This window comes from Pseudomonas sp. OF001 (assembly GCF_904426495.1).
Taxonomy (GTDB): domain Bacteria; phylum Pseudomonadota; class Gammaproteobacteria; order Pseudomonadales; family Pseudomonadaceae; genus Geopseudomonas.
In genome coordinates this window covers 44,086-57,376 of the sequence record NZ_CAJGBM010000034.1, presented here as the reverse complement: position 1 = coordinate 57,376, position 13,291 = coordinate 44,086, and the positions used below count along the sequence as shown (strand labels likewise).

Genomic DNA, 13,291 nt, shown 5'->3' with positions numbered 1-13,291 from the left:
AGCTTATATACAGGGGGCGGCAACGGCGAAATCCGCGCGCAGGCGGATTTCGCACGATCGGCGGTTGCCGGTCAGCGGGCGACCACCAGCGGGTCGCTGACGCCGAGCACGTAGATCGCGAACAGGGCGATCAGGCCGGTGAACAGCACGTAGTAGAAGGTCGGCCACACGGTCTTGCGCAGGGTGGTGCCCTCGCGGCCGAGCAGGCCGACGGTGGCCGAGGCGGCCACCACGTTGTGGATCGCCACCATGTTGCCGGCGGCGGCGCCGATGGCTTGCACGGCGACGATCAGCGCGCCGGAGATGCCGAGGGTCTCGGCCACGCCGAACTGGAACTGGCTGAGCATCATGTTGCTCACCGTGTTGGAGCCGGCGATGAAGGCGCCCAGGGCGCCGACGCTCGGCGCCAGCAGCGGGTAGATGCCGCCGACGCTGTCGGCCACCCACTGCGCCATGGCGATCGGCATGCTCGGCAGCTCGGCGGCGTTGACCCCGGAGTTGATCAGGATGCGCACCATCGGCACGGTGAACAGCAGCACGAAGCCGGCGCCGAGCAGCACCTTGCTCGACTCGCCGACCGCGGCGGTCAGCTCGCGCAGCTTCATGCCGTGCAGGAAGAAGGTGGCGATGACCACGGCGACCAGGATGCCGCCCGGCAGGTACAGCGGCATGAAGTCGGCCTTGATGCCCTTCTCGCCGAGCAGGTCGGGGAATACCAGCACTACCGACTTGAGCGCGGCGCCGACTTCCGGGAACACCCGGCTGATCACCAGCAGGGCGCCGACCAGCACGTAGGGCAGCCAGGCGCGCAGGGTGCTCATCGGGCGCTGGGTGAGGCTGTCGAGCTTCATCTCCACGCTGCCCAGCCACTCGCTCGGCCAGTCCTTGGCATCGGCGAAGTCCCAGGTCTTCTTCGGTACCAGGAAGCCGAAGTGGGCGGCGGTGGTGACAATGGCCAGACCAATCAGCCCGCCGGCCAGCGAGGGGAACTCCGGACCGAGGAGCACGCCGGTGGCGACGTAGGGCAGGGTGAAGGCCAGGCCGCCGAAGATGGCGAACGGCAGCACCTCGAAGCCGGCCTTCCAGCTCTTCTCCTTGCCGAAGAAGCGGGTCAGCATCAGCACCATGATCAGCGGCATCAGGGTGCCGACGGTGGCGTGGATGATCGCCACGTTGCTGGTGATCAGCTGCAGGAACTGCTCCCAGCTGGAGCCCTGCTCGACCAGGCGCGCGCCGAGGCTGGCGGTGTCCAGGCCGCTGTTGACGCCGATGATGATCGGCGTGCCGACCGCGCCGAAGGACACCGGGGTGCTCTGCACCAGCATGCCGAGCAGTACCGCGGCCAGCGCCGGGAAGCCGATGGCCACCAGCAGCGGCGCGGCGATGGCCGCCGGGGTGCCGAAGCCGGAGGCGCCCTCGATGAAGCAGCCGAACAGCCAGGCGATGATGATGGCCTGGATGCGGCGGTCGGGGCTGATGGTGGCGAAGCCGGCGCGGATCGCGGTGATGCCGCCGGAGTGCTTGAGGGTATTGAGCAGCAGGATGGCGCCGAAGATGATCCACAGCACGCCGATGGTGATGATCAGGCCCTGCACGGTGGAGGCGAGCACGCGGTTGAGGCTCATGTCCCACACGTACAGGCCGATGCCGGCGGTGAGCAGGTAGACCAGCGGCATGGCGCGCTTGGCCGGCCAGCGCAGGCCGACCAGCAGGATGGCGGCGAGCAGGATCGGGGAGAAGGCGAGCAGCGCAAGGATTCCGGGTTGCATGGCGATACCTCGGATCAGCGCGCGGTGCGCAGGCAGGTGGACAGGGTGTAACGGGCGAGCGGAGCAGACATGGCTGGACCTCGTTGGCCGGTTCTTGGACTTGTTGGCCTGAATTGGTAATACCAATTTACAGGCGGCGCCGGTCAGGTTAAAAAGTCAGCGGGGATGCTGTCAATTCACCCCGCTACGACTTTCGTCGGGCGGCGCCGCTCTGTAAGGTTGGCGCCGACGGCGCTAGGCTTGCCGGCCGCCCCGATGGGGCGGGCGTTTGGTGGTCAAACCAGTGGAGAGGGGAGCAATGGGATTCGGTCCGGTTCGGCAGCGCCGTCTGTCGGATGACATCGTCGAGCGCCTCGAGGCGATGATCCTCGAGGGCTCGCTCAAGTCCGGCGAGCGCCTGCCGCCGGAGCGCGCGCTGGCCGAGCAGTTCGGCGTGTCGCGGCCCTCGCTGCGCGAGGCGATCCAGAAGCTGGCGGCACGTGGTCTGCTGGTCAGCCGCCAGGGTGGTGGCACCTTTGTTGCCGAGGCGCTCGGCGCGACCTTCAGCGATCCGCTGCTGCAGCTGCTGGAGACCAGCAGCGAGGCGCAGCGCGACCTGCTGGAGTTCCGCCACACCCTGGAGGGCGCCTGCGCCTACTACGCCGCGCAGCGCGCCACGCCGGTCGACCACGCGCGCCTGCGCGAGGCCTTCGAGCGCCTGCAGGCCTGCTATGCGGCGTCGCGGCCGGGCGGTGGGGCGGAGGAGGGGCTGGCCGACGCCAGCTTCCACCTGGCGATCGCCGAGGCCAGCCACAACGCCGTGCTGCTGCACACTATCAAGGGGCTGTTCGACCTGCTCAAGCGAAACGTGGTGACCAATATCGGCGGCATGTACGCGCAGCGCGGCGAGACCCGCGAGATGCTGATGCGTCAGCACCGCGAGCTGTACGAGGCGATCGTCGAGGGGCGCGCCGAGGACGCGCGGGCGATTTCCAGCCGGCACATCCACTACGTGCAGGAGGTGCTGGCCGAGGTGCAGCAGGAGGCACGGCGCGAGGCGCGGGCGCGGCGCCGGCAGGGCTTGCCGGAGGGCTAGGCAGGGGCTGGCGCCGACCGCGGAGGGCGGCGCCGGGCAGGCTCAGTCGTCCTTGCCCTTGCTGCGGATGGCGCGCTGGATCTCGCGGTCGGAGTCGCGCTCCTTCGCCACGGCGCGCTTGTCGAATTCCTTCTTGCCCTTGGCCAGGGCGATCTCGCACTTGACCAGGTGCTTCTTCCAGTACAGGGCGAGGGCGACGCAGGCGTAGCCCTTCTGCTGCACGGCGCCGAACAGCTTGCCCAGTTCCTGCTTGTGCAGCAGCAGCTTGCGGGTGCGCGTCGGGTCGGCGATGACGTGGGTGCTTGCGGCGTTCAGCGGAGTGATGTGGCTGCCGAACAGCCAGGCCTCGCCGTCCTTGAGCAGCACGTAGCTGTCGGTGAGCTGGCCCTTGCCGGCGCGCAGGCTCTTGATCTCCCAGCCTGCGAGGGCGATGCCCGCCTCGAAGCGCTGGTCGATGTGATAGTCGTGCAACGCCTTCTTGTTGAGGGCGATGGTGCCGGCGGGGTGTTTTTTCTGTTTAGCCATAGGCCGCGCATTATAGGGACTTGCCGCGCGCAGCGCCATGCGTCTCGCGCGGTGTGGCGCTTGAGCCGTGCCGGCGAAATCCGGACAATGCGCGGATATTTTCCGGCGAGTCCTGCATGAGCACGCACATCCAACGTTCGGCCCTGCTGCCCTATCCGGCGCAGGCGCTGTATGACCTGGTCAACGACGTGGCCAGCTATCCGCAGTTCCTGCCCTGGTGCTCGGCGACCGAGGTGCTGGAGAGCGGCCCGACGCGCATGCGCGCCACCCTCAAGGTGGGGCGTGCCGGGATCAGCCAGCAGTTCACCACCTGCAATACCCTGGTGCCGGGCGAGTCGATCGAGATGAAGCTGGAGCAGGGGCCGTTCAGCGCCCTGTACGGCCTGTGGCAGTTCCAGGCGCTGAGCGACAGCGCCTGCAAGATCACCCTTGACCTGACCTTCGACTACTCCGGGGCGCTGGTCAAGGCCACCCTCGGGCCGTTGTTCAACCAGGCGGCGACCACCATGGTCGACGCCTTCTGCCAGAGAGCCAGGCAGCTGTATGGATAAGCCGGACAGCATCGCGGTGGAGGTGGTCTACGCCCTCGCCGACAGGCAGAAACTGCTGCGCCTCAGCGTGCCGCGTGGTACCAGCATGCGCGAGGCCGCCGAGCGCTCGGGGATCGCCGCGTTCTTTCCCGGCCTGGATGTGGCCAGCGCGCCCATGGGCATCTTCGGCAAGGCGGTGCCCAGGCCGGAGGAGCGGGTGCTGGAGGAAGGCGAGCGGGTGGAAATCTACCGGCCGCTGATCGCCGATCCCAAGGAGGCGCGCAAGCAGCGCGCGGCCAAGGTGGCCAGGGCCAAGGGCGGCGAGGACGCCTGACGCCCGTAAACGCAAACGCCCGAGACAGGTCTCGGGCGTTCTGCTATCTGCGCCGGGGGGTTCACTCGGCGTCGACATCCAGCGGCGCGGGCGTCGGCACCGGCACTGCCTTGGTCTCGTCGACTTCGCGCTGGATCTGCTCGAGCAGCGAGCCGGCTGCCGGGGTGGGTTCGACGACTTCGGGCGCTGCGGGGCGAGTGCCTTCGGTCGGAGCCTGCTCGACCACCTGGGTATCGCTGTCGCTGCCGAGAATGGCCTCGTCGCGGCTCTGGCCGGGCATGAAGTCGCCGGACAGGCCGACCAGCTGGTCGTTGCCGTCGAACATCAGGCTGATGCGCTCCTGCTGGCGCGCGCCGCCGCCGGGCTGGATGCTGTACAGGTAGTCCCAGCGGTTGGCGTGGAAGGTATCTGTGATCAGCGGGTTGCCCATGATAAACCGCACCTGGCGCCGGGTCATTCCGGGGCGCAACTGGTCTATCATGTCCTGAGTAACCACGTTGCCCTGCTGGATATCGATCTTGTACACCCCCGGAAACGAACAGCCGGCGAGTGCTGCAAGTCCCAGGAAGGTGAGGCCGGTCAGCATGAGCTTGGCTTTTTGCATCGGTGGGTCTCTTCCACTATCTTGGCGGGCAACAGAAACGGGATCATACCCGCATTGAGGGGGGCTGCGAAGCGCTCCCCCGCGAGAAAGCTGAACATGGTTGAAAACAACGAACTGCGCAAAGTCGGCCTCAAGGTCACCCTGCCCCGGATCAAGATCCTGCAGATGCTGGACTCTTCCGATAACCGTCACATGAGCGCCGAGGATGTGTACAAGGCGCTGATGGAGGCTGGCGAGGACGTCGGTCTGGCCACCGTCTACCGGGTGCTGACCCAGTTCGAGGCGGCCGGCCTGGTGGAGCGCCACAACTTCGACGGCGGCCATGCGGTGTTCGAGCTGTCCGACGGTGCCCACCACGACCACATGATCAACGTCGACAGCGGCGAGGTGATCGAATTCATAGATCCGCAGATCGAGAAGCTGCAGCGTGAGATCGCCGCCCAGCACGGTTACGAACTGGTCGACCACAATCTGGTGCTCTACGTGCGCAAGAAGGACTGAGGTCCGGACCGGACGACAAGGGCGACCCCGCGGGGTCGCCCTTGTCGTTTGTGGGGGGCGCTGTTTCAGGTCCGGGCGCTGGTGATCATCTTGCGGGCGTGGGCCAGAGACTCGCGGGTCAGATCGAGGCCGCCGAGCATGCGTGCCACTTCCTCGATGCGCTGGTGCGGTCCGAGCACCGCGACTGCGGTGCGCGTCGCGTCGCTGCCGCGCTGCTTGTGCACGAACAGGTGCTGATGGCCCTGGGCGGCGACCTGCGGCAGGTGGGTGACGGTGATCACCTGGCCGCGCTCGCCCAGGCGGCGCAGCAGCTGGCCGACCACTTCGGCGGTGGGGCCGCCGATGCCGACGTCGACTTCGTCGAACACCAGGGTCGGGGTGCGCGAGGTCTGCGCGGTGATCACCTGGATGGCCAGGCTGATGCGCGACAGCTCGCCGCCGGAGGCGACCCTGGCGATGTTCTTCAGCGGCTGGCCGGGGTTGGCGCTGACCTGGAACTCCACCTGCTCCTGGCCGTGCGGCTGCGGTTCCTCGCCGGCCTGCGGCTGCAGGGCGATGGCGAAGCGCCCGCCGGGCATGCCCAGGCGCTGCATTTCCGTTTCCACCGCAGCGGCCAGGCGACCGGCGGCGTCGCGGCGCCGTGCGCTCAGTTCGCCGGCCCGTTCCTGGTAGTGGCGGGCGTACGCCGCCAGCTCCTCGCCGAGTCGCTCGATGGCTTCGTCGCCGGCATGCAGTCCGGCCAGCTCGTCGCGCAGGCGCTGCTGCAGTTCGGCCAGTTCGGCCGGCTGCACGCGGTGCTTGCGCGCCAGGCTGTAGATGCTGTCCAGGCGCTCCTCGACCTGCTGCAGGCGGCGCGGGTCGGCGTCGAAGTGGTCGATGAAGCGGTTGAGGCTGCTCACCGCCTCCTCGACCTGGATCTGCGCGCTGGCCAGCAGGGTGATCGCTTCCTCCAGTGCCGCCGGCTGGCCCTGGCCGGCGGAGAGACGCTGCACGCTGCAGCGCAGGCTGCCCAGCACGGTGCCGCCGTCGTTCTCGCTGCAGATGTCGATGACCTGGCGGCAGGCGCCGAGCAGCGCCTCGGCGTTGCCCAGGGTGCGCTGCTCCTGTTCCAGCGCTTCCAGCTCGCCGGCGCCGAGGGTGAGGTTGTCCAGCTCCTCGAGCTGGTAGCTGAGCAGCTGCTGGCGGGCGCGCTGCTCCTCGCTGCTCTGGCTCAGGCGCTGCAGTTCGCTGCGCGTCTGCCGCCAGCGCTGGGCGGCCAGCTGCACCTGGCGCGCCAGTTCGCCGGCGCCGGCGTAGGCGTCGAGCAGGCGGCGGTGGGTGTCGGGCTTGAGCAGCGACTGGTGCTCGTGCTGGCTGTGGATGTCGATCAGCAGCTCGCCGAGGCTCTTCAGGTCGCCGAGCGGGCAGGGCGTGCCGTTGATGTAGGCGCGCGAGCGGCCTTCGACGGTGATCACCCGGCGCAGGATGCACGGGCCGTCGTTGTCCAGGTCGCGTTCGGCCAGCCACTGGCGGGCCTCGGCGATCTCGCCGAGCTCGAAGCTGGCGAGGATGTCGGCCTTGTCGGCGCCGGGGCGCACCACGCCGCTGTCGGCGCGATCGCCCAGCGCCAGGCCGAGGGCGTCGAGCATGATCGACTTGCCGGCGCCGGTCTCGCCGGTGATGACGCTCATGCCGGGGCGCAGCTCGAGATCGAGCTGCTCGACGATGGCGTAGTTGCGGATCGACAGGTGCGCGAGCATGGCGCGGGACCTCGCGGGTGGTTGTCTGTGTATTTGTACAGTATGTGTTGATTTATACAGTAGTCCACTTTGCGACGGCAATCCCCCTTGAAGCCGGCGCGGGCGCCCCCATATAGCGGGCTGAATCGCGGGCAGCGCCCGACCGTTGTTTTCAAGGAGACATCCATGGCTGACGAACAGAAGCTTGATCCGCAGGGCCCCGAGGCCGAGGTGCAGGGCGAGGCAACCGCCGCCGGCGAAGACCTGGCGCAGCGCGTGCAGGCGCTCGAGGAGCAGCTGGCCGAGGCCCGTGACCAGGCCCTGCGCGCCGTTGCCGAACTGCAGAACGTGCGCCGCCGCGCCGAGCAGGACGTCGAGAAGGCGCACAAGTTCGCCCTGGAGAAGTTCGCCGGAGACCTGCTGCTGGTGGTCGACAGCCTGGAGCGCGGCCTCGAGCTGTCCGATCCGGCCGACGAGGCGCTGCGCCCGATGCGCGAGGGCATGGAGCTGACCCTCAAGGCCTTCCACGACACCCTCAAGCGCTACCAGGTCGAGGCGCTCGACCCGCACGGCGAGCCGTTCAACCCCGAGCACCACCAGGCGATGGCCATGCAGCCGAGCGACAGCGTCGAGCCGGGCAGCGTGCTCAAGGTGTTCCAGAAGGGCTACCTGCTCAACGGTCGGCTGCTGCGCCCGGCCATGGTGGTGGTCAGCAAGGCCGAATGAACCAATCGCCGGGAATGCCCTTGAAAGCCGTCGGGGCATCCCCATCTGTAGTGCCAAGCATCTGAGTCATCCGGGCAGCCGCCGTGCGGCTGCCGGAATCCAAGTTTCGGGAGAGTGAATATGGGCAAAATCATCGGTATCGACCTGGGCACCACCAACTCCTGCGTGTCCGTTCTGGAGAACGGCGTCGCCAAGGTGATCGAGAACGCCGAAGGTGCGCGCACCACCCCGTCGATCATCGCCTACACCAACGACGGCGAGATCCTGGTCGGTCAGAGCGCCAAGCGCCAGGCCGTCACCAACCCGCACAACACCCTGTTCGCGGTGAAGCGCCTGATCGGCCGTCGCTTCGAAGAGGACGTGGTGCAGAAGGACATCAAGCTGGTGCCCTACAAGATCGCCAAGGCCGACAACGGCGACGCCTGGGTGGAAGTGAAGGGCCAGAAGATGGCGCCGCCGCAGATCAGCGCCGAAGTGCTGAAGAAGATGAAGAAGACCGCCGAGGACTACCTCGGCGAGGCGGTCACCGAGGCGGTGATCACCGTGCCGGCCTACTTCAACGACAGCCAGCGCCAGGCCACCAAGGACGCCGGCCGCATCGCCGGCCTCGACGTCAAGCGCATCATCAACGAGCCGACCGCCGCGGCGCTGGCCTACGGCATGGACAAGGCCAAGGGCGACCACACCATCATCGTCTACGACCTGGGTGGCGGCACCTTCGACGTGTCGGTGATCGAGATCGCCGAGGTCGACGGCGAGCACCAGTTCGAGGTGCTGGCCACCAACGGCGACACCTTCCTCGGTGGCGAAGACTTCGACATGCGCCTGATCGACTACCTCGTCGACGAGTTCAGGAAGGAAAGCGGCATCGACCTCAAGGGCGACCCGCTGGCCATGCAGCGCCTGAAGGAAGCCGCCGAGAAGGCCAAGATCGAGCTGTCCTCCAGCCAGCAGACCGACGTCAACCTGCCGTACATCACCGCCGACGCCACCGGTCCCAAGCACCTCAACGTGAAGATCTCTCGCGCCAAGCTGGAAGCGCTGGTCGAGGACCTGGTCGCGCGCACCATCGAGCCGTGCCGCATCGCCCTGAAGGACGCCGGCATCGACGCCGGCAAGATCGACGAGGTGATCCTGGTCGGCGGCCAGACCCGCATGCCGATGGTGCAGCAGAAGGTCGCCGAGTTCTTCGGCAAGGAGCCGCGCAAGGACGTCAACCCGGACGAGGCCGTGGCCATGGGCGCCGCCATCCAGGGCGCCGTGCTGGCCGGCGACGTCAAGGACGTGCTGCTGCTCGACGTCTCCCCGCTGACCCTGGGCATCGAGACCCTGGGCGGGGTGATGACCGCGCTGATCGAGAAGAACACCACTATCCCGACCAAGAAGTCGCAGGTGTTCTCCACCGCCGACGACAACCAGAGCGCGGTGACCATCCACGTGCTGCAGGGCGAGCGCAAGCAGGCCGGGCAGAACAAGTCGCTGGGCCGCTTCGACCTCGCCGACATCCCGCCGGCGCCGCGCGGCGTGCCGCAGATCGAGGTCACCTTCGACATCGACGCCAACGGCATCCTGCACGTGTCCGCCAAGGACAAGGCCACCGGCAAGCAGCAGTCCATCGTGATCAAGGCCAACTCCGGCCTGTCCGAGGAAGAGATCCAGCAGATGGTCCGCGACGCCGAGGCCAACGCCGAGGAAGACCGCAAGTTCGAGGAACTGGTCGCCGCGCGCAACCAGGGCGACCAGCTGGTGCACGCCACCCGCAAGATGGTCACCGAGGCCGGCGACAAGGCGACCGCCGAGGAGAAGGCGGCCATCGAGACCGCGCTGGGCGAGCTGGAAGCGGCCGTGAAGGGCGACGACAAGGCGACCATCGAGGCCAAGATCAACGCCCTGTCCGCGGCGTCCGCGCCGCTGGCGCAGAAGCTGTACGCCGAGCAGGCCCAAGACGCCACCCAGCAGGGCGGCGGCGCCAAGCAGGACAAGGCGCCCGGCGACGACGTGGTCGACGCCGAGTTCGAAGAGGTCAAGGACAACAAGTAAGCGTCACGCTTGCTTCCGCCCCGGCCTGCCGCCCCTGCGGCGGGCCTGAACCGCCGCGCGGGAGCTTGCTCCCGCGTCGGCGTGTCTGGGGAAGATGAAACCGGAGTGCACGAGATCCATGGCAAAACGTGACTATTACGAGGTGCTCGGCGTCGAGCGCGGCGCCAGCGAGGCAGAGCTGAAGAAGGCCTACCGTCGCCTGGCGATGAAGTATCACCCCGACCGCAATCCCGACGACAAGGCGGCCGAGGAGAAATTCAAGGAGGCCAACGAGGCCTACGAGGTGCTCTCCGACGCCAGCAAGCGTGCGTCCTACGACCAGTACGGCCATGCCGGGGTCGATCCGAGCATGGGTGGCGGTGCCGGCTTCGGTGCCGGTGGCGCCAACTTCTCCGACATCTTCGGCGACGTGTTCAGCGACTTCTTCGGTGGTGGGCGCGGCGGTGCGCGCGGTGGCCCGCAGCGCGGCAGCGACCTGCGCTACACCCTCGAGCTGGACCTCGAGGAGGCGGTGCGCGGCACCACGGTGACCATCCGCGTGCCGACCCTGGTGGCGTGCAAGACCTGCGACGGCAGCGGCGCCAAGAAGGGCAGCTCGCCGGTGACCTGCACCACCTGTGGTGGCGTCGGCCAGGTGCGCATGCAGCAGGGCTTCTTCTCGGTGCAGCAGGCCTGCCCGCGCTGCCACGGCAGCGGCAAGATGATTTCCGATCCCTGCGGCAGCTGCCACGGTCAGGGGCGCGTCGAGGAGCACAAGACCCTGTCGGTCAAGGTGCCGGCCGGCGTCGACAGTGGCGACCGCATCCGTCTGTCCGGCGAGGGCGAGGCCGGAACCCTGGGCGGCCCGTCCGGCGACCTGTACGTCGTGGTCAATGTGCGCGAACATGCGATCTTCCAGCGCGACGGCAAGCACCTGTACTGCGAAGTACCGATCAGCTTCGCCGATGCGGCGCTGGGCGGCGAGCTCGAGGTGCCGACCCTCGACGGCCGGGTCAAGCTGAAGATCCCCGAGGCGACCCAGACCGGCAAGCTGTTCCGCCTGCGCGGCAAGGGGGTGACCCCGGTGCGTGGCGGCGGGGCCGGCGACCTGATGTGCCGGGTGGTGGTGGAGACCCCGGTCAACCTGGACAAGCGCCAGCGCGAACTGCTCGAGGAGTTCCGCAGCACCCTGCAGGGCGACAGCTCGCACTCGCCCAAGGCCAGTGGCTGGTTCGAGGGTGTGAAGCGCTTCTTCGACGATCTTTAACCGAACAGGACGGCGGCGCGGGCCGCCCTCCGGAGCAGAGTTATGCGACGTATTGCAGTGATGGGCGCCGCCGGGCGCATGGGCAAGACGCTGGTCGAGGCGGTGCAGCAGGCGCCCGGCGCCGTGCTGAGCGCGGCGGTGGATCGTCCGGACAGCAGCCTGATCGGCGCCGATGCCGGCGAGCTGGCCGGTGTCGGCCGCCTTGGCGTGGCCCTGGCCAGCGATCTCGCCCAGGTGCTGGATGACTTCGACGTGCTGATCGACTTCACCCATCCGAGCGTCACCCTGAAGAATCTCGAAGTCTGCCGCGCGGCCGGCAAGGCCATGGTCATCGGCACCACCGGCTTCACGCCGGAGGAGAAGCAGCGGCTGGCCGAGGCGGCGCGCGAGATTCCCATCGTGTTCGCCGCCAACTTCAGCGTCGGCGTCAACCTGTGCCTGAAGCTGCTGGATACCGCGGCGCGCGTGCTGGGCGACGAGGTGGACATCGAGATCATCGAGGCCCATCACCGTCACAAGGTCGACGCGCCGTCCGGCACCGCCCTGCGCATGGGCGAGGTGGTGGCCAGCGCCCTGGGGCGTGACCTGCGCAAGGTCGCGGTCTACGGCCGCGAGGGTCAGACCGGTGCGCGCGAGCGCGAGACCATCGGCTTCGCCACCGTGCGTGCCGGCGACGTGGTCGGCGACCACACCGTGCTGTTCGCCGCCGACGGCGAGCGGGTCGAGATCACCCACAAGGCCTCCAGTCGGATGACCTTCGCCAAGGGCGCGGTGCGCTCGGCGCTGTGGCTGGAAGGGCGTGCGCCGGCGCTGTACGACATGCAGGATGTGCTCGATCTGCGCTGAACGGCCCGCGGCGGCCGGCGGTCGCCTGCACTGCAAGGGTGCATGGGCTGCGGTCGCCCGGCCGACCGGCCCTTTCCGTTGGCTGATTTTTGCTCTAAAATGCCGCTTTAGTGTGTCCACTACGAGCATGCAAGCAATATGACAAAGAAGCGGGGTGATGTGGTTCTCACGTCATTCCGCTTTTTTGCAACCTGAATTTGCATGAACCGCTTCAATCTACGGGAGGTCTTCTTGACTAAGCCAGCCATACTCGCGCTTGCCGACGGCAGCATTTTCCGCGGTGAAGCCATCGGCGCTGACGGCCAGACCGTCGGCGAGGTGGTCTTCAACACCGCCATGACCGGCTATCAGGAAATTCTCACCGATCCTTCCTACTGCCAGCAGATCGTCACTCTGACCTACCCGCACATCGGCAACACCGGCACCACGCCGGAGGACGCCGAGTCGAACAAGGTGTGGGCCGCCGGCCTGATCATCCGCGACCTGCCGCTGCTGGCCAGCAGCTGGCGCAACCGGCAGTCGCTGCCGGACTACCTGAAGGAGCACGGTACCGTCGCCATCGCCGGCATCGACACCCGCCGCCTGACCCGCATCCTGCGCGAGAAGGGCTCGCAGAACGGCTGCATCCTCGCCGGCGACGACGCCACCGAGGAGAAGGCGCTGGAACTGGCGCGCAGCTTCCCCGGCCTCAAGGGCATGGACCTGGCCAAGGTGGTCAGCTGCAGCGAGACCTACGAGTGGCGCTCCAGCGTGTGGAGCCTGGAAAGCGACAGCCACCCGGAAATCCCCGCCAGCGAGCTGCCCTACCACGTGGTGGCCTACGACTTCGGCGTCAAGCTGAACATCCTGCGCATGCTGGTGGCGCGCGGCTGCCGCGTGACCGTGGTGCCGGCGCAGACCCCGGCCAGCACCGTGCTGGCGATGAATCCGGACGGCGTGTTCCTGTCCAACGGCCCGGGCGACCCCGAGCCGTGCGACTACGCCATCCAGGCGATCAAGGACGTGCTGGAGACCGAGATCCCGGTGTTCGGCATCTGCCTCGGCCACCAGCTGCTGGCCCTGGCCTCCGGCGCCAAGACCATGAAGATGGGCCACGGCCACCACGGCGCCAACCACCCGGTGCAGGATCTGGACAGCGGCGTGGTGATGATCACCAGCCAGAACCACGGCTTCTGCGCCGACGAGACCAGCCTGCCGGGCAACCTGCGCGCCACCCACAAATCGCTGTTCGACGGCACTCTGCAAGGCATCGAGCGTACCGACAAGGTCGCCTTCAGCTTCCAGGGCCACCCGGAAGCCAGCCCGGGCCCGCACGACGTGGCCCCGCTGTTCGACCGCTTCATCGCCGAAATGGCCAAGCGTCGCTGAGTTTGCCGA

13 protein-coding genes are annotated in these 13,291 nt (G+C 67.9%); 9 read left to right on the top strand and 4 right to left on the bottom strand.

Translation table 11 applies throughout. The features are described 5' to 3' along the window. Positions 1-71: 71 nt before the first annotated feature. On the bottom strand, positions 72-1,769 hold the full coding sequence (locus RA210_RS16300) for an L-lactate permease (RefSeq protein WP_201487295.1): 1,698 nt from the start codon (positions 1,767-1,769) through the stop codon (positions 72-74). Between the two features lie 298 nt (positions 1,770-2,067). Here RA210_RS16300 and RA210_RS16295 point away from each other — a divergent pair, with 298 nt between their 5' ends. Further along, a complete protein-coding gene (locus RA210_RS16295) occupies positions 2,068-2,844 on the top strand; it encodes a GntR family transcriptional regulator (RefSeq protein WP_136490492.1) in 777 nt (258 codons plus the stop codon). 42 nt (positions 2,845-2,886) lie between these two features. On the opposite strand, the gene smpB is transcribed toward RA210_RS16295, so the two are convergent. Continuing rightward, the gene (gene smpB, locus RA210_RS16290) at positions 2,887-3,369 is read right to left on the bottom strand and encodes an SsrA-binding protein SmpB (RefSeq protein ID WP_136490491.1); all 483 of its coding nucleotides are present in this window, start codon (positions 3,367-3,369) and stop codon (positions 2,887-2,889) included. 116 nt (positions 3,370-3,485) lie between these two features. Here smpB and RA210_RS16285 point away from each other — a divergent pair, with 116 nt between their 5' ends. Further along, positions 3,486-3,920, top strand: coding sequence for a type II toxin-antitoxin system RatA family toxin (locus RA210_RS16285; RefSeq protein WP_136490490.1), 435 nt, complete (start codon positions 3,486-3,488; stop codon positions 3,918-3,920). After that, positions 3,913-4,233, top strand: a complete 321-nt coding sequence (locus RA210_RS16280) for an RnfH family protein (RefSeq protein ID WP_136490489.1) — start codon at positions 3,913-3,915, stop codon at positions 4,231-4,233. The genes RA210_RS16285 and RA210_RS16280 overlap by 8 nt, the downstream gene beginning before the upstream one ends. Before the next feature lie 61 nt (positions 4,234-4,294). Here RA210_RS16280 and RA210_RS16275 read toward each other — a convergent pair whose 3' ends face one another. Further along, the gene (locus RA210_RS16275) at positions 4,295-4,837 is read right to left on the bottom strand and encodes an outer membrane protein assembly factor BamE (protein ID WP_136490488.1); all 543 of its coding nucleotides are present in this window, start codon (positions 4,835-4,837) and stop codon (positions 4,295-4,297) included. 96 nt (positions 4,838-4,933) lie between these two features. Here RA210_RS16275 and fur point away from each other — a divergent pair, with 96 nt between their 5' ends. Continuing rightward, positions 4,934-5,338: a ferric iron uptake transcriptional regulator gene (gene fur, locus RA210_RS16270; protein ID WP_136490487.1), complete on the top strand. Its 405-nt coding sequence runs from the start codon at positions 4,934-4,936 to the stop codon at positions 5,336-5,338. A 65-nt stretch (positions 5,339-5,403) separates the two neighbouring features. Here the strand turns inward: fur and recN are convergent, their stop codons facing one another. Continuing rightward, positions 5,404-7,077 carry a DNA repair protein RecN gene (gene recN / locus RA210_RS16265; protein ID WP_201487294.1) on the bottom strand — a complete coding sequence of 558 codons (1,674 nt, stop codon included), beginning with the start codon at positions 7,075-7,077 and terminating at the stop codon, positions 5,404-5,406. Positions 7,078-7,242: 165 nt separating this feature from the next. On the opposite strand from recN, the gene grpE reads away from it, so the two are divergent. The 5 genes from grpE (at position 7,243) to carA (ending at position 13,282) form a co-directional block, all read left to right on the top strand. After that, positions 7,243-7,782, top strand: coding sequence for a nucleotide exchange factor GrpE (gene grpE / locus RA210_RS16260; RefSeq protein ID WP_201487293.1), 540 nt, complete (start codon positions 7,243-7,245; stop codon positions 7,780-7,782). A gap of 120 nt (positions 7,783-7,902) precedes the next feature. Next, positions 7,903-9,822, top strand: coding sequence for a molecular chaperone DnaK (dnaK, locus tag RA210_RS16255; RefSeq protein ID WP_136490484.1), 1,920 nt, complete (start codon positions 7,903-7,905; stop codon positions 9,820-9,822). A 118-nt stretch (positions 9,823-9,940) separates the two neighbouring features. Beyond that, positions 9,941-11,068: a molecular chaperone DnaJ gene (gene dnaJ / locus RA210_RS16250; protein WP_136490483.1), complete on the top strand. Its 1,128-nt coding sequence runs from the start codon at positions 9,941-9,943 to the stop codon at positions 11,066-11,068. 42 nt (positions 11,069-11,110) lie between these two features. Continuing rightward, entirely contained in the window at positions 11,111-11,914 is an 804-nt protein-coding gene (gene dapB / locus RA210_RS16245; RefSeq protein ID WP_201487292.1) for a 4-hydroxy-tetrahydrodipicolinate reductase, read from the top strand. 231 nt (positions 11,915-12,145) lie between these two features. Further along, complete coding sequence (carA, locus tag RA210_RS16240; protein WP_136490481.1) at positions 12,146-13,282, top strand: glutamine-hydrolyzing carbamoyl-phosphate synthase small subunit; 1,137 nt, start codon at positions 12,146-12,148, stop codon at positions 13,280-13,282. Positions 13,283-13,291: the final 9 nt, after the last annotated feature.